The organism is Rugamonas apoptosis (assembly GCF_014042355.1).
Classification (GTDB): Bacteria; Pseudomonadota; Gammaproteobacteria; order Burkholderiales; family Burkholderiaceae_D; genus Rugamonas; species Rugamonas apoptosis.
Genome location: NZ_JACEZU010000001.1, coordinates 803,855 through 822,888 on the forward strand (window position 1 = coordinate 803,855; position 19,034 = coordinate 822,888).

18 protein-coding genes are annotated in these 19,034 nt (G+C 64.3%); 13 read left to right on the forward strand and 5 right to left on the reverse strand.

Going from position 1 to position 19,034, the window contains the following annotated elements; translation table 11 throughout:
- Nucleotides 1–128: 128 nt before the first annotated feature.
- On the reverse strand, nucleotides 129–1,526 hold the full coding sequence (gene dnaA, locus H3H39_RS03535) for a chromosomal replication initiator protein DnaA (RefSeq protein ID WP_182151885.1): 1,398 nt from the start codon (nucleotides 1,524–1,526) through the stop codon (nucleotides 129–131).
- Between the two features lie 426 nt (nucleotides 1,527–1,952).
- Here dnaA and rpmH point away from each other — a divergent pair, with 426 nt between their 5' ends.
- The 8 genes from rpmH to H3H39_RS03575 all read left to right on the forward strand — a co-directional run bounded on the left by rpmH (nucleotide 1,953) and on the right by H3H39_RS03575 (nucleotide 8,436).
- Nucleotides 1,953–2,087 (forward strand): 50S ribosomal protein L34, encoded by a 135-nt coding sequence (rpmH, locus tag H3H39_RS03540; RefSeq protein ID WP_010401996.1) that lies wholly within the window; start codon nucleotides 1,953–1,955, stop codon nucleotides 2,085–2,087.
- 36 nt (nucleotides 2,088–2,123) lie between these two features.
- Nucleotides 2,124–2,606, forward strand: a complete 483-nt coding sequence (gene rnpA, locus H3H39_RS03545) for a ribonuclease P protein component (RefSeq protein ID WP_311196845.1) — start codon at nucleotides 2,124–2,126, stop codon at nucleotides 2,604–2,606.
- Entirely contained in the window at nucleotides 2,603–2,869 is a 267-nt protein-coding gene (gene yidD / locus H3H39_RS03550) for a membrane protein insertion efficiency factor YidD (protein WP_182151886.1), read from the forward strand. Before rnpA ends, yidD begins: the two co-directional genes overlap by 4 nt.
- A gap of 11 nt (nucleotides 2,870–2,880) precedes the next feature.
- The gene (gene yidC, locus H3H39_RS03555) at nucleotides 2,881–4,569 is read left to right on the forward strand and encodes a membrane protein insertase YidC (protein ID WP_182151888.1); all 1,689 of its coding nucleotides are present in this window, start codon (nucleotides 2,881–2,883) and stop codon (nucleotides 4,567–4,569) included.
- 98 nt (nucleotides 4,570–4,667) lie between these two features.
- Entirely contained in the window at nucleotides 4,668–6,047 is a 1,380-nt protein-coding gene (gene mnmE / locus H3H39_RS03560; protein WP_182151890.1) for a tRNA uridine-5-carboxymethylaminomethyl(34) synthesis GTPase MnmE, read from the forward strand.
- A gap of 54 nt (nucleotides 6,048–6,101) precedes the next feature.
- A complete protein-coding gene (gene ampC / locus H3H39_RS03565) occupies nucleotides 6,102–7,259 on the forward strand; it encodes a class C beta-lactamase (RefSeq protein ID WP_229217837.1) in 1,158 nt (385 codons plus the stop codon).
- A gap of 58 nt (nucleotides 7,260–7,317) precedes the next feature.
- Complete coding sequence (locus tag H3H39_RS03570; protein ID WP_182151893.1) at nucleotides 7,318–7,782, forward strand: GNAT family N-acetyltransferase; 465 nt, start codon at nucleotides 7,318–7,320, stop codon at nucleotides 7,780–7,782.
- A 183-nt stretch (nucleotides 7,783–7,965) separates the two neighbouring features.
- Nucleotides 7,966–8,436 carry a cupin domain-containing protein gene (locus H3H39_RS03575; RefSeq protein WP_182151895.1) on the forward strand — a complete coding sequence of 157 codons (471 nt, stop codon included), beginning with the start codon at nucleotides 7,966–7,968 and terminating at the stop codon, nucleotides 8,434–8,436.
- A gap of 131 nt (nucleotides 8,437–8,567) precedes the next feature.
- Here the strand turns inward: H3H39_RS03575 and H3H39_RS03580 are convergent, their stop codons facing one another.
- Nucleotides 8,568–9,752, reverse strand: a complete 1,185-nt coding sequence (locus H3H39_RS03580; RefSeq protein ID WP_182151897.1) for a DUF1501 domain-containing protein — start codon at nucleotides 9,750–9,752, stop codon at nucleotides 8,568–8,570.
- A 10-nt stretch (nucleotides 9,753–9,762) separates the two neighbouring features.
- Complete coding sequence (locus H3H39_RS03585; protein ID WP_182151899.1) at nucleotides 9,763–11,274, reverse strand: DUF1800 domain-containing protein; 1,512 nt, start codon at nucleotides 11,272–11,274, stop codon at nucleotides 9,763–9,765.
- 241 nt (nucleotides 11,275–11,515) lie between these two features.
- On the opposite strand from H3H39_RS03585, the gene H3H39_RS03590 reads away from it, so the two are divergent.
- The 5 genes from H3H39_RS03590 to H3H39_RS03610 all read left to right on the forward strand — a co-directional run bounded on the left by H3H39_RS03590 (nucleotide 11,516) and on the right by H3H39_RS03610 (nucleotide 17,266).
- A complete protein-coding gene (locus H3H39_RS03590) occupies nucleotides 11,516–12,850 on the forward strand; it encodes a cytochrome C (RefSeq protein ID WP_311196842.1) in 1,335 nt (444 codons plus the stop codon).
- Nucleotides 12,850–13,509 carry a c-type cytochrome gene (locus H3H39_RS03595; protein ID WP_182151900.1) on the forward strand — a complete coding sequence of 220 codons (660 nt, stop codon included), beginning with the start codon at nucleotides 12,850–12,852 and terminating at the stop codon, nucleotides 13,507–13,509. The genes H3H39_RS03590 and H3H39_RS03595 overlap by 1 nt, the downstream gene beginning before the upstream one ends.
- Before the next feature lie 239 nt (nucleotides 13,510–13,748).
- Nucleotides 13,749–15,056: an ABC transporter substrate-binding protein gene (locus H3H39_RS03600; RefSeq protein ID WP_182151902.1), complete on the forward strand. Its 1,308-nt coding sequence runs from the start codon at nucleotides 13,749–13,751 to the stop codon at nucleotides 15,054–15,056.
- Between the two features lie 19 nt (nucleotides 15,057–15,075).
- A complete protein-coding gene (locus H3H39_RS03605; protein WP_182151904.1) occupies nucleotides 15,076–16,803 on the forward strand; it encodes a GGDEF domain-containing protein in 1,728 nt (575 codons plus the stop codon).
- Nucleotides 16,804–17,065: 262 nt separating this feature from the next.
- Nucleotides 17,066–17,266 (forward strand): hypothetical protein, encoded by a 201-nt coding sequence (locus H3H39_RS03610; RefSeq protein WP_182151905.1) that lies wholly within the window; start codon nucleotides 17,066–17,068, stop codon nucleotides 17,264–17,266.
- Between the two features lie 35 nt (nucleotides 17,267–17,301).
- On the opposite strand, the gene H3H39_RS03615 is transcribed toward H3H39_RS03610, so the two are convergent.
- Together H3H39_RS03615 and H3H39_RS03620 are read right to left on the reverse strand one after the other, a co-directional pair.
- Entirely contained in the window at nucleotides 17,302–17,916 is a 615-nt protein-coding gene (locus H3H39_RS03615) for an Hpt domain-containing protein (RefSeq protein ID WP_182151906.1), read from the reverse strand.
- Between the two features lie 24 nt (nucleotides 17,917–17,940).
- A complete protein-coding gene (locus H3H39_RS03620; protein WP_182151907.1) occupies nucleotides 17,941–18,897 on the reverse strand; it encodes a CAP domain-containing protein in 957 nt (318 codons plus the stop codon).
- Nucleotides 18,898–19,034 lie beyond the last annotated feature (137 nt).

A 19,034-nucleotide genomic window follows, 5' to 3' on the forward strand; every position in this document is an offset into this window, starting at 1 on the left:
GGTTGGACGGTTTGCGAGTTTGCCAGAATCATAATGCAAAAAAACAGGGACAGAAAAATTGGGGACGGACCCCATTTTTCGCATGTTGGAAAATGGGGTCCGTCCCCAATTTTTCCGTCCCCGATTTTTTAGCCCTTCAGCGTTTGCTCCAGCACGTGCAGCTCGTGGTTGCATTCCGGGTTCTTGGTGCGGTCCAGCGCGATCTTGCGGACCGCGTGCAGCACCGTGGTGTGGTCGCGTCCGCCAAACAGCTCGCCGATCTCGGGCAAGCTCTTTTGCGTCAGCTCCTTGGCCAGGTACATGGCGATCTGGCGCGGCCGCGCGATGTTGGCCGGCCGGCGCTTGGAGTACATGTCCGCCACCTTGATGTTGAAGAAGTCGGCCACCGTCTTCTGGATGTTCTCCACCGAGATCTGGCGGTTCTGCACCGACAGCAAGTCCTTCAGCGCTTCCTTGACGATGTCGATCGTGATGTCCTTGCCGTGGAAACGTGAGTACGCAAGGATCTTGCGCAGCGCGCCTTCCAGTTCGCGCACGTTCGAGCGCAGGTGCTTGGCCACGAAGAAGGCCACGTCGTCCGAGAAGGTCACGCCTTCCTGCTTGGCTTTCTTGAGCAGAATCGCCACGCGCATTTCCAGTTCCGGCGGTTCGATGGCCACCGTCAGGCCGGAGTCGAAGCGCGAGATCAGGCGGTCGTCCATGCCCGTGATCTCTTTCGGATAGGTGTCGCTGGTGATGATGATCTGCTTCTTGGCCGCGATCAGCGCTTCGAACGCGTAGAAGAATTCCTCTTGCGTGCGGCTCTTGCCACCGAAGAATTGAATATCGTCGATCAGCAGCATGTCGAGCGAGTGGTAGTAATGCTTGAAGTCGTCGAAGCCCTTGCGCTGGTAAGCCGTCACCACGTCACGCACATACTGCTCGGCGTGGATGTAGCGGATCTTGGCGCCCGGCTGGTCGGCCATCACCTGGTTGCCGATCGCGTGGATCAAGTGGGTCTTACCCAGGCCCACGCCGCCGTAGAAGAACAGCGGGTTGTAGGACACGCCGGGGTTGTTGGCCACCTGGATCGCGGCGGCGCGCGCCAGCTGGTTGGCCTTACCGGTCACGAAGCTGTCGAACGTCAGGTCGGTGTTGATGCGGCTTTGCTCGCGGCGCGGCGCGGCGCTGGCCGGCAGCTCGGGCACGCTGGGTACCGGATCGGCCATGCGGGCGTTGCCGCTGGGGACGCCGCCATTGGCGTCCGGCACCGGCGCCACCGTGGCGGCTTTCTTGGGCGCGGACAGGCGCGGATCCAGCACAAACTGCACTTCCGTCGGCGCTTCCCAGTACTGGCAGGCCAGCGCCGTGATGCGGCTGGCGAACTGGGTCTTGACCCAATCGAGCTTGAAACGATTGGGCGCGGCCACGCGCAGCTTGCCCGCCTCGTAATCGAGGGGGATAAGCGGTTTTATCCACGCGCTGAATTGTTGCGGCGTCAGCTCCAGTTCCAACTGCGCGGAACAGGTCTGCCAGAAATTTTCCATGAATCGTCTACTGTGAAAAGGTGTGGGAGGGCGTCTCGAAACTGCCCTGGTGCCGCATCCGGACTCGGGCCGTTTACGCCAGGGCTCGCCACACGTAACGCGCTATTCTACTCTCGCCAGCCAAAGTTATCCACAGGCACGACGCTTATTTTCAAGTTGCGTTCGTGCTGCGGCGCGGCGGCCGGCATTTCGGCGGGGCCAGAGAAGTGTTGACACGCGGGATCGAAATGCTGATAATTCAGGGTTCCCCGCCCGTATTCCGTGTTTATTCACTTATATGGAGTAAGCGTGGATATCAGCGGGCGATGAGATGGACCCAGCTTGTGCCGTGGCAGTTGGCATGGGTGCGCGAAATGTCATTGGCACCAAAAACTGACGGGACGTCAGACCCGATTTTGCATTTTTTTGCTTTTTAGCGAGACCAACATGAAACGTACTTACCAACCTTCCGTCGTGCGCCGCAAGCGTACGCATGGCTTCCGCGCTCGTATGGCTACCCGTGGTGGCCGTGATGTGCTCAACGCACGTCGCGCAAAAGGCCGCAAGCGTCTGGCTGTATAAGCCTGAAGCTTGTTAGCTGATCGCGTGGAAAGCTGTATTTCAAGCGGCTCGACAGGCGAAGGTTCCCACGACTTCGCGCGCGTTCGGCGTATCGTTAAAACGGATGAATTTTCATCCGTTTTTCGTTTGCGCCCGGCGCAAAAAACGGCGCACTTCGTGCTGTACACCCGCCTGAACCAATTGCCGCATGCGCGGCTGGGCGTCGTGGTGGCCAAGCGTTTCGCGCCGCGCGCCGTCACGCGCAACACGATCAAGCGCGTCACGCGCGAGCTGTTCCGCGTGACCGGCCTGCCGGCCATCGACTGTGTCGTGCGCCTGGCCAAGCCGGTCAACAGCAAGGATGGTCCCGCCACCACTGCAAAGCTGAAAGCGGCCTTGCGGGTGGAACTGGCGCGTCTGTTCGCCGCGCAGGCCAGGCAGGGCCAGGCCCAACAGGGCCGCGCCACGGCGACGCCAACGCCGGCGCCGGCCGCCGTGCCGCCGCCGTTGGCGCCGACGCTGGAGCCAAAAGCGCCATGAGCACCTTGCTGCGCTGGTTGGTCCGGGCATATCAGCTCACCATCAGCCCCATGCTGGGGCCGCGCTGCCGTTTTTACCCTAGCTGTTCGAACTACGCGCTGGAGGCACTGCAAGTGCACGGCGCCGCGCGCGGCAGCCTGCTGACCGTCAAGCGCCTGTGCCGCTGCCACCCGTGGCATGCGGGCGGCCCTGACCCGGTGCCGCCCAAGGGCGAGACGCCTTCCGATTCTTCAACAACCGCTTGCGGTTGCAACCACTCCTGACAAATACCGTAATGGATATCAATAAACGTACCATCCTGTGGATCGTGTTTGCCGTGTCGCTGGTAGTTCTCTGGAACAACTGGATGGTATCGAGCGGCAAACCATCGATGTTCGCTCCCGCGCCAGCCCAGGTGGCCAAGGCCTCGGACGCGAAGAAATCCGACTTGCCAGCCGTGGCCAGCGCCGCCGCATCGGCCGCCGCCACCGCCACCCCAGGTGCGACTGGCGAGGCTGCGCCATTCAAGAGTGAGCGCATCACCATCACCACCGACGTGATCCGCGCCGATATCGACACCCTGGGCGGCACCATTAAGCGCCTGGAACTGCTGCAGTTCAAGGACGGCATCGATCCGACCAAGAACCAGGTGCTGTTCGACGCCGACGCCACCAAGACCTATCTGGCTGAAACGGGCCTGATCGGCGCGGCCGGCCTGCCCAACCACACCACCGGCTTCGTGGCCCGCCCCGGTGCGCGCATGCTGAACGACGCCAACCAGGTGCAACTGGTGCTGGAAGCGGAGCAGGGCGGCGTCAAGCTGACCAAGACCTTCACTTTCAAGCGTGGCGACTACGTGATCGACGTGCGCCACGACGTGACCAACACCGGCGCCGCGCCCGTCAAGCCTGAGCTGTATCTGCAGCTGGTCCACGACGGCAACAAGCCCGAGGGCGACTCCTACTTCAACAGCAGCTACACCGGTCCCACCCTGTACACGGACGCCGACAAGTACCAGAAGCTGAAATTCGAATCGCTGGAAAAACAGGCCCAGGAAGCCGCCAAGACCGGCAAGCCTGTGGCGCAGGATCATCCGACCAAGGCTGATAACGGCTGGGTCGCCATCTCGCAGCACTTCTTCGTGTCCGCCTTCGTCCCGCAGGACAAGCTGACCCGCGACATCTTCACCAAGAAGATCGACACCAACCTGTACGCCATCGGCACCGTCCAGCAACTGGGCACGCTGGCACCCGGCGCCACCGTGTCGAACGACGCCAAGCTGTATTCGGGTCCGCAGGAATCGAAGCTGCTGGAGAAAGTGGCGCCTGGCCTGGAACTGGTCAAGGACTATGGCTGGCTGACCATCATCGCCAAGCCTATCTTCTGGGTCATGGAGCAGCTGCACAAGGGCCTGGGCAACTGGGGCTGGACCATCATCGTGTTCACCATCCTGATCAAGCTGGCGTTCTTCCCGCTGTCGGCCGCCGGTTATCGCAGCATGGCCAAGGTCAAGCTGGTCACGCCGAAGATGCAAGCCATCCGCGAGCGTTACAAGGGCGATCCGGCCAAGATGAACCAGGCCACCATGGAACTGTACAAGGCCGAGAAGATCAACCCGCTGGGCGGCTGCTTGCCTATCCTGGTGCAGATGCCGGTGTTTATCGCCCTGTACTGGGTGCTGCAGGCGTCGGTGGAAATCCGCGGTGCGCCGTGGATCGGCTGGATTCATAACCTGGCCGCGCCGGATCCGTTCTACATCCTGCCGGTGCTGTACGCGATTTCGATGTTCATCACCACCAAGTTGAATCCGCAGCCAGCGGATCCAATGCAGGCCAAGATGATGATGTTCATGCCGCTGGCATTCTCGGTCATGTTCTTCTTCTTCCCATCCGGCCTGGTGCTGTACTGGGTGGTGAACAACGTGCTGTCGATCGGCCAGCAGTACGTGATCTCCAAGAAATTCGCGCCCGCCGCCGCAAACTAAGCGGCAGTGGCCGCAAGGCAAAATAGGGGACGTAACACGGTTTTGCCGTCAAGGAAAACCGTGTTACGTCCCCGTTTTTTTCAACGTGCAACGTGACTATGAACCTCGACTCCTCCCCCATCGCCGCCATCGCCACCGCACCGGGCCGGGGCGGCATCGGCGTCGTGCGCGCCTCCGGTAAAAACCTGCAAGCGCTGATCGCCGCGCTGTTCGGCGCCACCAAGCTGCAGCCGCGCCACGCCACCTACATCCCGTTCACGCAGGCCGATGGCGCCATCATCGACCAGGGCATCGCCATCTGGTTCAAGGGGCCCCATTCCTACACCGGGGAAGACGTGCTGGAACTGCAGGGCCACGGCGGCCCCATCGTGCTGCAATTGCTGCTGGCGCGGGTGCTGGAGGCGGGCGAGCAGATGGGATTGCGGCTGGCCGAACCGGGCGAATTCACGCGCCGCGCCTACCTCAACGACAAGCTGGACCTGGCCCAGGCCGAAGCCGTGGCCGATCTGATCGACGCTTCCACCGAGGCGGCCGCCAAGTCGGCTTCGCAGTCGCTGTCGGGCGCGTTCTCCAAGACCGTCAACGCGCTGGTGGAGCGCGTGACGGGCTTGCGCATGCTGGTAGAGGCCACCCTCGATTTTCCCGAGGAGGAGATCGACTTCCTGGAAAAATCCGACGCGCGCGGCCAGCTGGCCGGCATTATCGATGCGCTGGACCAGGTGTTTCGCCAGGCGGCGCAAGGCGCGCTGCTGCGTGAAGGACTCAACGTGGTGCTGGCGGGCCAGCCCAACGTGGGCAAGTCCTCGCTGCTGAATGCGCTGGCCGGGTCGGAGGTGGCCATCGTCACGCCCATCGCCGGCACCACGCGCGACAAGGTCAGCGAAACCATCCAGATCGAAGGTATCCCGCTCAACATCATCGACACGGCCGGCATCCGCAGCACGGAGGAGGCGGTGGACCTGGTGGAGCGCATCGGCATCGAGCGCACCTGGACCGAAGTGGGCAAGGCCGACGTGATCCTGCACCTGCTGGACGCCGACCATGGTCCGACCCGCGCCGATGAAGCCATCGTGGCCGCCTTCCCGCCCGGCGTGCCGGTGCTGCGGGTGTGGAACAAGATCGACCTGTCCGGCCACAAGCCGGGCATCGACGCGCGCGACGACGCCACCCACGTCTACCTGTCGGCGCACGAGCACATCGGCATTGACTTGCTGCGGGCGGAACTGTTGCGCATCGCCGGCTGGCAGCAGACGGGCGAATCGCTCTACCTGGCGCGCGAGCGGCATTTGATCGCGCTGAAGAACGCAGGCGCCCACCTGGCCCGCGCCGGCGAACATGCGGCGCAGGACGACCAGTCGCTGGACCTGTTCGCGGAGGAATTGCGGTTGGCCCAGGCGCAGCTGTCGAGCATCACGGGCGCGTTCTCGTCGGACGATTTGCTGGGGGTGATTTTCAGCCGCTTCTGCATTGGCAAATGACCGGCTGGTTCCGGTCAGCCCCCAGTGCCACACACCTGTGAAAGGATGCATTTCTTGAATCTGCGCCACTACGCATTTGCGCTCGCCGGTTTGCTTCCGCTGCATACCTACGCGGCCGCCAACCCCGACCACGTACAGGCCATCATTGATGAGGCCGTCCGGCCCATGATGGCGGAATTTGATGTGCCGGGCATGGCCATCGCAGTCACCGTCCACGGCAAATCGATGTTCTTCAACTATGGCCTGGCTTCCCGCGAAGACCAGACGCCGGTCGACGAACGCACGCTATTCGAGCTTGGCTCAGTCAGCAAGACTTTCACCGCGACGCTTGCCGCCCAAGCCATAGACCAAGGCAAGCTGTCGCTTGCCGATCATCCCGGCAAATTCCTTCCCGCACTGAAAGGTCATGCCATCGACCGGGCGACCATGCTTCATCTGGGGACGTATAGCGCTGGCGGCTTGCCGCTGCAGCTGCCGGATGACGTGGCGGATGATGCGCAACTTGTCCGCTACTACCAGCATTGGAAGCCGGCCGCGGCGCCAGGCAAGCTGCGCGAATATTCGAATCCCAGCCTGGGCCTGTTCGGCCGTGTCACCGCGCTGGCGCTAAAGCAGGATTTTACCGATGTGATGCAAAACCGCTTGTTCCCGCAGCTCGGCTTGCACAGCACTTATATGCGCGTACCCGCGGCTGCCATGTCCCACTACGCCTGGGGCTACAAGGTCAACCAGCCGGGGCGCGTCCACGAGGACGAAGTGCTTGCTCCTGAAACGTATGGCGTCAAATCCAATGCCGCCGACATGATTCGCTATGTGCAGCTCAATATCGATCCTGCCGTGCTTGACGCGCCTGTGCGGCGCGCGATCGAGGGCACGCATGTTGGCTACTTGAGGGCAGGTGAACTGGTGCAAGGATTGGGCTGGGAACAGTATTCCTGGCCAATTTCGCAGGAACGCCTTTTGTCCGGAAATTCGGAGAAGATGATCTGGGAAAGGAACCCGATGCAGCTGCTCGCCAAGCCGCAGCTTCCAGTCGGCCCCACACTGTTCAACAAGACCGGATCGACGTCGAATTTTGGCGCCTATGTCGCCTTTGTCCCCGCGCAGCGGATCGGCGTGGTGATCCTCGCGAACCGCAACTATCCGATTCCCGCGCGCGTCACAGCAGGTTACGCCATTCTTGAGCAGCTTGCGAAGCTGCACGGCGAATAGGGCAGCAAGGAACCCGGGTGGCTGCAACCGTCACATTTAACGTGAAGAACGATCTGGTATGACGACGATCCAGGCAGCGAGATTTCCCCAGGAGCTAGAGGCGGTTTGCGCAATCTTCCGCGAGTACATTGCCAGCGCCAGTGTCAGTCTTGTGTTCCAGGATTATGAAGCCGAGTTCGCCGCACTGCCGGGAAAATATGCCGCGCCTGAAGGCCAGCTGCTGCTGGCTTGGAAGGATGGCGAGGTCGTCGGTTGCGCGGCCTTGCGCCAGGTTGACGCGCAAACTTGCGAAATGAAGCGCGTGTATGTGCGCCCTGCGGCGCGCGGAGAAAACCTGGGGCGCCGCCTGGTGCAACGCATACTGGAAGCGGCCCGTGATGCCGGGTATTCCCGTCTGTGCCTGGATGTGCTCCCCGAGTTCATTGCGGCTCAGCGCCTTTATGCATCGCTGGGTTTTGTCGAAGCCGCACCAGTCGCGTTCAATCCGGTGCCGGGCACCAAGTTTCTAGCACTTGATCTGTAGTCCGCTTTTCCTTGAAGAGGTGCCTGGCCGAGCAAGGTGATCGCGGTGGGGGGGGGTGTGCTATATTGACAACTAGCGCAGGGAATACTTGCGCCGCCGGCGTGAGTCCGCGCGACTCCTCGCTACCCTCGTCCATGCATACTTTTTATCCTCGGGCTTACACCCGGGCAAAAGGAGGGCACTATGCACGTCAAACCTACGATCCTTGTGTTCGCGGTACTCGGTGCGTTTTGTGCGGGCACGTTCGCACCTTCGCTGCTGGGCATGATCACTACCAGTGCTTACGCCGAGTCCGCGCCGCTGAGCGCCGACATCATCGATCTTGGTGCACTCAAGTTCAGCGATTTGCCCGGCACGTCGTTTCCGGAACTGCATGCCAAGCCGTTGGTGTCCACGGACAACGCCACGATCGCCATCCAGTCGGGCAATATTGCCAAGCACATGCACTTGAAGACCGATGAGATCCAGTACATCATCGAGGGCAGTGGCACTGTGTGGTTGGGCAACGAACGCCGCGAGTTCAAGCCCGGGTCCTTCATCATCATCCCCAAGGGCACAGCGCACGCTGGCGTGGTCGTTGCAAATGGCCCGGTCAAGTCCATCGCGATCAAAATCCCGCCGCAGCCTAAGGACGACGTCGTCTTCCTGAACTGAGGCATCGTTCGCAAGGGCGGCGTGGCCGCCCTGTATTTCCCATCAACAGTTCACCTGTGCAGCGCTGCCGCATGAAGCCTTTGGGACCATTTTGCCGAAAAAATGCCTAGTGGAGAGTAAAAGCGCCTGCATCAAACGAGCCCTGGTTCGTGCGGTGCGACACCGCTGAACACCTGCGCCAACTGGGCGCTGTTCAATCCGTACAGGCGCGCGAACAGGCCGCCCAGCAGGGCGCGGTATTCGTTCAGCACCGGGTAGTCGCGGTTCTGGAACAGGGTTCTGGCCGTGAGCGCGGTCTGTTCGCCGGCTACCCGGCCGCCGCGTACGCCGCCGCCCAACACCCAGTAAGCCGTGCCATGTCCATGGTCGGTGCCGCGATTGCCGTTTTCGCGGAAGGTGCGGCCGAATTCGCTGACCACCACCACCACGGTCTGGCGCCAGTCCGTCCCCATCTCCTGTGCGAAGCCGGCCAGGCCGCGCCCCAGTTCATCCAGGCGGCTGGCGAGGTAGCCGGTCGCGCCGCCTTGTCCCACGTGGGTATCCCAGCCGCCCACATCGACGAAGCCGAGTGTGTATTTGTCCTTCATCAGCCTGGCGATGCGGCGCGCTTCCAGCTCGAAGCCTTTGGCGGAGATGGCGTTGCGGTTGGCGGCCTCCATCTCGCCGGCCATGTCGCGCATCACGTCCTCACGCACGGCGAAGCCTTCGTTCACATTGCGCGCCAGCGGCGTGCCGTCGTACATGGACGCGATGATGCGGGCCTGGCGCGCGTCGATGGCCGGCTTGGCGAGGTTGCGCAACGCCGCGTTGGGCACTTGTGCTGCGCCCTGCATGGCCAGCGGCAGCTGGTCAGTGAAGGCGATGGGATGGGCCCCTTGCAGCACGCCTGCCAGGCGGTTCAGGAAGCCCGAGCGGTAGTCGCGCTTGCCCGCCAACGGCTGGCCCAGCTCGATGCTGTCCTGGGTTTCGAAATGGCTGCGCGAGAGGTCGTCGATGCCGGCGAACGGGACGAAGGCGGCCTGGCCTGCCTGGAACAGCGGGTAGATGCTGTCGCGCAGGACCGGGTGCAGGCCCCAGTCGGCGTCGAGCGGCAGCGCCGTATTGAGTTCGGCGCCGGGACGGGCGATGGCGATGTTGGGACGCGACTCGTAATAGAACTGGCTGGACACCGGCACCAGCAGGCTGGCGTCGTCGTAACCGCCGCGCAGGAAGACGAACAGCAATCGCGTGCCCGCGCTGGGGGCGGCCCACAGGCGCGTGCTGGCGGCTGCCAGCGGCAGGGCGGCCAGATGGTACAGGGCGGTGCTGCGGTCCATGGCGGGTCCTTCAGCGATACATCATATCCGGCGCGGACAGCAGGAAGCTGTTCCACTCCTGCGGCGAGGTGGCCTGCTCCAGCGCGCGCCGCGTGCCCGCCGCGAGGTGGGCTTCAATGGCCTGGTAATACAGCGCGTTGGCCAGTTGCGGAAACGCCGGCCGCTCCTGCGGTTGCGGGCCGTCCGTCTTGAACAGGCCCGCGTTGCCGGTGCCGATGGCGCGCGCGATCTCGAAGCGCACATTGAGCTGGCCAGGACTGTTCCAGGCGGCAGCCGTGAGCGGGTAGCCGTCCGGCGTCTGCTTGCCATACAGTGGTTGTCCCATGCGGTTCAGCCAGTTCAGCATGGGCGCGGCGTTGAGGATGGTCTTGTCGCCATACGCCAGGCGCACGGAGGAGACGACGTAATGTACAGGATCCTTGAACTGGCGCCCCAGCGATGCGCGGAATTCGGGACTGTTGAACAGGATGCGCAGCACGGCGGCGATGTCGCCGTCGGTGGCCGTGAAGGTGGCGGCCATACGCTGCACCAGCGCGGGCGGCGGCGCGTCGCCCACCCAGAATGTGGCCAGCTTGCCGCTGATGAAGCGTGCCGTCGAGGGATGGCGCGCCAGGCGGTCGAGCGCTTCGTCCACCTCGGCCAGGCCCCGGCCACGCACGGGCTGGCCGAGCAGCAGCTTGTCGCCGAAATCATGGCGCTCGGGATTGAACTCGAACAGGCCCTGGTGCCGGTACAGGCCCTGCCGCTCGCGCCGGACTTTGGGTTCCGTGGCGCCCAGGTTGACGCCAACGCCGGTGAGGATACGCGCCAGTTCCTGCACATCGCGCTGGCTGTAGCCGCCATTGACGCCCAGCGTGTGCAGCTCCATCAACTCGCGCGCGTAGTTCTCGTTAATGTGGCCGGCCGCGTTCTGCTCGTTATCCAGATAGCGCAGCATGGCCGGATGGTAGACGGTGGCGGCCAGCAGGTCGCGGAATTTGCCCAGTGCGCGCGGGCGGATGGCGCGGTCTTCGTAATCGCCCAGCATCAAGCGGAGGTTGTGCTTGTACTGGTGGACGTTGAAATGATTCATCCAGAACCACGTCATTTGCTCCTGTACCTGGTTGGGCGAGTACAGGTCGCGCAGCAAAGAGCGGATGGCGGCCTCGCGCGCGAGGTGGTTCAGTTGATCCTGGTAGGCTTGCCGGGCCGCTTTCCGCTCGTCGTCGCTGGCGGCCTTGTCCGCATCCTGGCGCCGCTGTTCGAGGTCGCGGTTGAGGTCTTCGAGCGCGTGCTGGCTGATCGCCATGGCCTCGATCTGGGCTTGCACGGCGGCCGGCAGGCGCGCTGGCGCGGGATGCAACTGGGCGTCGATCCATGCGGCCAGCCCCTGGGCGCGCACCACCTGCATGTCGGCGCCGTCCAGGCCCCAGCTCAGGCGGTTGAGCACGCGGGTATCGTCCGCGCCGCCGGCCGGGGGTGGGGGCACGGTGGCGCAGCCAGTCAGCACCAGTACGCACAGGCAGATTTTCTTCATGCGCATACTCTACCGTGTCCACAGGGTCTTGTCGTGCCAGCTTGCAACGAATTGTTACTTTCCGGTACGACGAGACCGGCGACACTATCGTTAGCTGCGCTGGTCTGGGGTGCTATTGATTTGCGTCAAACAAGTTGTTGAAGTACCTCTGTATAAGTTCTTCTGGTGTGCCGTTCCTGCCCAGGCTTGAAGGCGACTACTCCGGCTTGGCAGCCCTCGTCGTTTCCACCTACTGGAGTGATTACACGTGAACATCGCCAGCCTCTTCCCCCCGCAGTTCCTTCGCTTCCGCTACCTTGCGGTATTGCTGCTGATGCCGTTGCTACTTGGTTCGCGCAGCGCCCACGCTTTACCCGTCTTTGCCCGTCAAACGGGACAGAACTGCGTGGCCTGCCACGCCGGTGGCCAGTTCCCGGAGTTGACCAGTTATGGCCGGCTGTTCAAGATGACGGGCTACACCATCGGTAGCCGGGCCATACCCTTGTCGGCCATGGGCGTGGCCAGCTATACCAAGAGCTCGTCGCCGACGGACGACGCGGCGTTCGCCAAGGATGCGAACACGCTGTTCCAGACCGGCAGCGTGTTCGTCGCCGGCAAGCTCACCGAAAACGTGGGGCTGTTCGCACAAGCGACTTATAACAACTACGACAACCAGAACCCGGACAGCGGAAAGTGGCAGGGCAAATGGGGCGCGGACAACATCGAGTTACGTTATGCCGACCGTCTGATCGGCGCCAACCGTGACCTGATCTTCGGCCTGACGGTCAATAACAATCCATCGCTGGCCGATCCCTGGAATAGCGCGCCGGCGTGGATGCAGTACGTGCCGACGCAATTCGGCGTGACGGGCCCGGACGCCGCCCCCATCGTGTCCCAACTGGGCGCGCAGGCCGCCGGTATCGCCGCTTATGCGTTCTGGGACCAGACCGTTTACGCGGAACTGGCAGGCTATCAAACGGCCAACGGGAAATGGTCGTTCCTCAGCCAGGGCACCAAGAACGCTGATCAGGTCAAGCTGCAAGGCACCAATCCCTACCTGCGTCTCGCACTCAGCCACGATTGGGGACCGCACAGCGCCATGGTCGGGGTGATGGCGATGCATGCCAACATCTACCCGGACAATCTGGAGCCGTCCGGCCCCACCATCCATTATCGCGACCGGGGCATCGACGCCCAGTACCAATACCTGCTCGATCCCCATGCCGCCACCGTGCAATTGAGCTACATCGCCGAATCCGTCGACAACGGCGACGTGGCCGGCATCGCCGCCAACCCCGGCAACCAGCTCAAGCAATTGAAAGTCAAAGGCAGCTATGTGTACCGGGCGCGCTATGGCGGCAGCCTGAGTTATTTCAGCACGACCGGCAGCTCCGATGCCACGCTATATCCAGACGCCGCCAGCAATCCCGATACGCGCGGCTGGGTGCCCGAGCTATTCTGGACGCCGGTCCAATATGTGCGCCTGGGCGCGCAGTACTACAACTTCAAGCGCTTCCATGGCGCCACCACCAACTACGATGGCGCCGGGCGCAATCCGAGCGCTAACAACACCTTGTTCATTTACCTATGGGGAGCATACTGATGACTGCCTGCGCATCCTCGCGCCCGGCCACGGGCGTCGCACTGGCTTTGCTGTTGGCCGCCAGCCTGGCCGCTTGCTCCTCCGTGGAGCGCTCACGTTCCCTGAGCGATGAACGGGTGCCGGCCCGGACCATCGCTACCCAGGTTTGCTCGAATTGCCATGGTATGCGGGGCGTTTCGACCTCACCCAATTTCCCCCACCTGGCGGCGCAGCCACCGGCCTATCTGGAAGCGCAGTTAAGGGCGTTCAGGGGCCATGGGCGTTCCGATCCCGCCGGCTTCGAATACATGTGGGGGATCAGCTCCAGGCTGACCGACCAGCAGATCGCGGACCTGAGCACTTACTACGCCCAACAACCGGCGCCCGGTGGGCGTTCCGGCAACGCCACGCTGGAACAGCGGGGGCGGGCGATTTTCGCCAACGGCAATAACGGCGTGCCTGCCTGCGCGTCGTGCCACGGCGCGCACGGCGAAGGCATGGGCACCTTCCCGCGCCTGGCCGGCCAGCACGCCGACTACGTATCGAAACAGTTGGCGGTATTCCAGCGCACGGATCAGCGCCCGGAAGGCGCCGTCATGAAAACGGTTGCCCATGCGCTGAGCCAGGACGACATTGATTGCCTGTCCTTGTACGTCGCGTCCATCAAGCCTGGTGGGTAGCGGAGGGCCGGAGGGGGGGCGGCGTCGCCCTGAACTTGTGTCGCCCCCGTCGCCCCCCATGTTGCAATACGTTGTTTCTTGGCTTTTTTGATACCCGAAACTCCAACACTTCTGACTTTGTAGTAACCTCATCACCATGGGGTGTATCTGGATGGAAATGAAAGTGGGCTGACCGTAATGATCCCATCGACCGGGCGGGTTGGCCTTCATATGCGGGTTGCTGGACTGGGGTAGCAGGAATGAGGGAACGATCGACACCATCGCGCCGGGCGGGGCTGCTCGCCCCGCTGTTTCTGTGGCTGGCCTTGGCCGGCTGCAGCGACGACAACCATATGTCGGCCGCGCCAGCACCGGCCAGCGCGGCGCCCACCACCATCACGGCCCTGGTCTGGGCCCCCGACTGGCCCAAGGAAATGCATGACGTGGCGGCCGCCTTCAGCCGCGAGCATCCCGACATCCGGGTCGACGTGCAATTCATGATCGGCAATTCAGTCGAGGAAAACCTCAAGCCCAAGGTGGCGGCCAACCAGTTGCCGGACCTGATCTCCGTCAACCCGAACGCCTACGCGGCCAGCCTGGCCGAGCAGGGCATCCTGGCCGAGGTGGGCCAGACGGCCGCCTGGAACAATATGCTGGATTTGCTCAAGCCCGACTGGACCAGCGCCGGCGGCAAGCATTTCGGCGTGGCCGGCGGCGTGGCCGCCACCGTCATCTACTACAACAAGACCATGTTCCGTCAGGCCGGCATCCACCACCTGCCGGAAAACTTCGAGGAATTCCTGGCCGTGTGCGCCCAGTTGAAAAAGGCCGGCTACACGCCGCTGGTGCTCGATGGCGGCTTTCCCAACATGCTGGGCAACGGCCCGTTCAGCCACGGCTTCGCCAACCTGGTGGCGGCCAACCGGCCGGACTGGCGCCAGGCGCTGGCCAAGGGCAGCCTGGACCTCGACACGGCGCCGGCGGCTGACATCTTCGGCCGCATCAAGCTGCTGGCGGCGCGCGGCTATGTGCAGCCGGACTACCTGAACACGGGCTACGACGAGGGCATCCGCCTGTTCGCGGCCGGGCGCGCGGCCATGGCGTTCGAAGGCACATGGGCGGCCGGCCGGCTGATGGTGGGCAAGCAGGACGAGGTGGGCGTATTCGTCCCGCCCTGGAACGCTGCCGGCAAGCTGGCCGTGCCGGTGGTCGGCAGCGAAACCGGTTTCGCCGTCTGCAATACGCGCCACCGGGCGGCGGCCATGCAGTTGCTGGACTACCTGGTCGGCAAGGGCTTTGTGATCCAGCAGAACGCGCGCCGCAACATCCCGCCCATGAAGCAGTTACCGGGCAAGATGGTGACCGATCCCCAGATCACGGCCTATATCCGCCAGGTGAGCGCGTATCCGCAAGTGGTGCCGCCGTATTACGTGTTCCTGCCCGCGTCCACCATCGAACAGCTGCACCCGCTGCTGCAGGATGTATTGGCCGGCAAGACGTCGCCGCGCGCCGCGGCCCGCCAGCTGGACCGCTCGCTGCGCGCCGAGGCGGCCGGCGGCGCCCACTGACGCTCACCAGGAACGCTGCATGAACCGTGTGATCGCCCTGTACCTGCCCGCGCTGCTGCGCCAGATCGCCATCCGCTACCGGCTGCTGGCGTCCTTCATCCTGATCTCGCTGACGCCGCTGCTGGTGTCGGGCTACATTTCCTATGTCGAGTCGAGCGAGGCGATCGAGCAGAAGACCCGCTTGTTCACCACCGAGGTGGTCAAGCAGATCGCCAAGAACGTGCAGCTGCGCATGGCGGAAGTGGAATCGGACAGCGAGACGCTGGTGCTGTCCGATCCCGTGCAGTATGCGCTGGCCCGCTACGCGCTGGATAATCCGGAGGACAAGGGCCGGGCGCGTGCGGCCCTGACCAAGATCCTGCTCGACAGCTACGGTTCGTTCCAGGATTTCGGCCAGAAGTATTTCCTGGACCGCGACAACCGCGTGCTCGACCCGCAAGTGTTCGCGCAATTGGGGCGCGGGGTGGTCGATTTCAGCGCGGCCGCGCGCGCCAGCCAGCGGCGCGTGGTGTGGGGCGCGCTGGAGCTGTGGGACGGCCAGAAAAGCATCGCCATGGTGCGCCAGATCTATTCCAAGAACGATAATCACCTGATGGGCAGCCTGTTGCTGGGCGTGCGCGCCGCGCGCTTCGCCGCCATCTTCGACAACGCCAGCCTGGGCGCCGGCAGCGATATCTTCATCGTCGACGGGCGCGACGGCACGCTGCTGGTGCAACGGCGCGAGCGCCCCGCCGGCGTCCCTGCCGCGCCGGCCCTGCTGGAACAACTGGCGGCCAGCGTGCGCGGCGGCGAACAGACCGGCTTTCTCGCCTACCAGCAGACGGTGGCGGACGGTCATCCGGCGGCCGGCTATTTCGCCGTCTACACCCAGGTGCCCAACACCAGCTGGTATGTGGTGAGCACCCTGCCCAACCAGCTGCTGCTGGCCGAAGCGCAGGCGGTGCGCAAGGAGATCGTGTTGATCGGCCTGATCTGCTTCGCCGGCGCGCTGGTACTGGCCTATGTCGTGGCGCGCAGTATTTCCATGCCGCTGGAGCGGCTGGCCGGCGCCATCCGCGCCACCCGCACCGGCGACTACGGCCAGCGGGTGGAATACGAAGGCCGCGACGAACTGGCGCTGCTGTCGAAACGATTCAACGAGATGGCGGCCAACATCAGCCAGACCCACGAGCAGCTGGAAAGCCGGGTGGCCGAGCGCACGCGCGACCTGGAACAGGCCAATCTGAAGCTGGCGGCGCTCACCATGACGGACCCGCTGACGGGCATCGCCAACCGCCGCCGCTTCGACGACATGCTGGCCTCGGAGCTGAACCGGGCGGCCCGTTGCGCCCATCCGCTGGCGCTGCTGATGATCGACGTCGACTACTTCAAGAGCTATAACGACCACTATGGCCACCAGGAGGGCGACACTTGCCTGCGCAAGGTGGCGTCCCTGCTGCAGACGCACGCGCGCCGCGCCAGCGACCTGGCGGCCCGCTACGGCGGCGAGGAGTTCGTGATGCTGGCGGCCGACACGGATGCCGACGCGGCGCTGGCGCTGGCCGAGTCGGTGCGGCAGGCGCTGGAGGCGCTGCGCCTGCCGCACGCGCAGTCGCCAATTGGCTGGGTCAGCATCAGCGTGGGCGTGGCGGTGCAGGTGCCGGACGAATTGCAGACCCCGGAGCTGTTCCTGCGCATGGCCGACAAGGCCATGTACCGGGCCAAGGAGCAGGGCCGCAACCAGGTGGTGCTGGCCGGGCGCAAGTGAGGCCGGCGGCAGCCGGGACTATCGCCGGCACCGTTTCCATTGAAAAATATTTTCTCGCCGAAATTCCCGGCGCGACCCCTCTGTACAGGGGCTGCGCACTGTGCGCGGCGTCGGATTTTTGCCGATCCGGCGCCCGAGGTGGGCGCGGCGAAACTGATATGATGAGTCACAACGCGGGGCAATTTGCGCATGATCATACCCGCCCACGACCGCTGACGTAACCTGCTGGTAGACCTGTGTACTGCCGCGAAAGGAGGGAGCCTTGGAACCGAAACCAGACAGCGTGCCAGAGGACGGGACCGAGCGCCCGCCGCCTACGCTTTCCCCCGCCGCGCGGGCACGCCAGCTGTTGCCGCCCAAGGGGGCCTGCTGGTATTGCGACAAGCCGCTCGACAACGTGCGCCGTTTCTGCGGCAAGGAATGCGCCGACGCTTTCGATGAGGAAAAGGAATATACGCGTTGAGCCGGCTGGCGCCTGAGCGGCGCCGCCACGACCGGCTACAACGGCGGCGCCAGCGCCGCCAGCGCCGCTTCGAAGTCGAATTGGTGGGCCGCTGCCGCCACCCGCTGGTAGCGCTCCACTCCCAGCCGGGCCGCCAGCGGCGAGGCCGATTGTTCCAGCACGTCGATCGCCGCGCCATCACCCGTGTCGAGCAGGCGGGCAAGCCGATCCAGCAGTGCAGCGTCGGCCTCCGCCTCGGCCGGCATCGTCCCGGCCGGCGCCGCTTCGCGCGCCTCGTCCAGCACCGTGTCGATGGCGGCCAACAGGCCGCATAGGGCCTCGTCCAGCAACATCACCGTTTCCGCGCAGGCGGGCGGCGGCAAGTGGCAGGCCGGCTCCAGCGCCGTGGCCAGCTGGCAGACGGTGCGCGCGCCGATCATGCCGGCGGCGCCACGCAGCGTGTGCACCCGGTGCCGTAGCGTGGCCAGTACATTATCGGCCAGCGCCTGGCGCAAGCGCGGGCCCAGGCCGCGGTAATCGTCGCGGAAGCGCCCCAGCAATTGCAGGTACAGCGCGCGGTCGCCCATCAACCGTTCCAGCCCGTCGCTCACGCACAGGATGGCGGTATCGCGGAATGAAAAGTGCAAGCCTGCTACGTTCGAGAGGGTCATGGCGTGCGTGCGGCAGGGAGCGCGCTAGCGCGTGGTGAACGACCAGCTGCGCGACAGCGGTACGCCGTCCACCGCGCCGCTGAAGGCGACGTCGTAGGTGGTGCCGGACTGCAGCGCGGCCAGCGGCACGATGGCGGCGGCCGAAGGGGGCGTTTCCGTATCCGTCGCGTGGCTCAGCAGACGCGTGGCCAGCGGCGCGCCGCCATGGGGTTGCACGGTGAAGTTCTGCACCGTCATGGTGGCCGTGATGTCGGCGTGCATGCTGATCGGGTACCCCACCTCGTTCAGGTTGGGTACCGGGTCGGGCGTTTCGTTATTGCTCAGGAAACTGGTCGGCACCTGGGTCTGGCCATTGACGGGATAATTGGCCGCCCGTCCGCCGCCCAGGCCGATGCCGTAGCCGTTGTTGGCCCCCATGTCGCAAGTGAAGTAGGAATAGCCGCTCGACGTCAGCGCGGCGCCGGTGCCCATTTCCTTGAACACCGGTTCGAACATGACGAAACGGTGGTAGATGGCCGTGACCAGTTCTTCGGCCAGCACGAAGCCGGAGCTGCTGTTGGTGGCGGAAATGATTTCGCCATAGGCGTAGGGCCGCACCAGCACATAGCCGGCGTTGGCCAGCCGGTCGGCCAGCGTGGCGCCCGTGAAACCGGGCAGGCCCGCCGTCTGGACGTGGGTGACGGTGTTGTTGATGCGCTGGTAGTCGGCGTGGCCCTGGGCCGCCAGTTCCAGCTTGCTGTTGCGCGCCAGGACGGCCACCCCTATTTGGGCGCGGCGGAAGTTGATCCAGTTGAAACCATCGAGCGCCGCGTTGCCGGTGAGCGCGGGCGCGCCAGGTTCGGCCGGCAGGTTGCTGCTGCTGGCCGGCGGGCTGGCGCTGGTCCCGTCGCCGCCGCCGCCACCACCACCACCGCATGCGGCCAGTGCCAGGGCCAGGCTGAGTACCGCGAACGGGAACTGCCAACGGGGATGGCTGCGCATGGAAGGCTCCTGTGTCGTTATCCGGGTCGTCGGTGGAGATCAGCCCGCTTATGGGTCGATTCTAAGGCAACTCGGGCCGCGCCGCACCCGATATGCGCAACGCCGCGTGCGGGGGAAGCTGCCGTGCGCCGGCCGGG

Coding starts and splice junctions, on each gene's coding strand:
- H3H39_RS03620 (WP_182151907.1), bottom strand. CDS start 18,897: ATGCGCAGCCATCCCCGTTGGCAGTTCCCGTTCGCGGTACTCAGCCTG.
- H3H39_RS03580 (WP_182151897.1), bottom strand. CDS start 9,752: ATGGACCGCAGCACCGCCCTGTACCATCTGGCCGCCCTGCCGCTGGCA.
- dnaA (WP_182151885.1), bottom strand. CDS start 1,526: ATGGAAAATTTCTGGCAGACCTGTTCCGCGCAGTTGGAACTGGAGCTG.
- yidC (WP_182151888.1), top strand. CDS start 2,881: ATGGATATCAATAAACGTACCATCCTGTGGATCGTGTTTGCCGTGTCG.
- H3H39_RS03595 (WP_182151900.1), top strand. CDS start 12,850: ATGACTGCCTGCGCATCCTCGCGCCCGGCCACGGGCGTCGCACTGGCT.
- H3H39_RS03615 (WP_182151906.1), bottom strand. CDS start 17,916: ATGACCCTCTCGAACGTAGCAGGCTTGCACTTTTCATTCCGCGATACC.
- H3H39_RS03585 (WP_182151899.1), bottom strand. CDS start 11,274: ATGCGCATGAAGAAAATCTGCCTGTGCGTACTGGTGCTGACTGGCTGC.
- yidD (WP_182151886.1), top strand. CDS start 2,603: ATGAGCACCTTGCTGCGCTGGTTGGTCCGGGCATATCAGCTCACCATC.
- H3H39_RS03575 (WP_182151895.1), top strand. CDS start 7,966: ATGCACGTCAAACCTACGATCCTTGTGTTCGCGGTACTCGGTGCGTTT.
- mnmE (WP_182151890.1), top strand. CDS start 4,668: ATGAACCTCGACTCCTCCCCCATCGCCGCCATCGCCACCGCACCGGGC.
- H3H39_RS03605 (WP_182151904.1), top strand. CDS start 15,076: ATGAACCGTGTGATCGCCCTGTACCTGCCCGCGCTGCTGCGCCAGATC.
- H3H39_RS03600 (WP_182151902.1), top strand. CDS start 13,749: ATGAGGGAACGATCGACACCATCGCGCCGGGCGGGGCTGCTCGCCCCG.
- H3H39_RS03570 (WP_182151893.1), top strand. CDS start 7,318: ATGACGACGATCCAGGCAGCGAGATTTCCCCAGGAGCTAGAGGCGGTT.
- rpmH (WP_010401996.1), top strand. CDS start 1,953: ATGAAACGTACTTACCAACCTTCCGTCGTGCGCCGCAAGCGTACGCAT.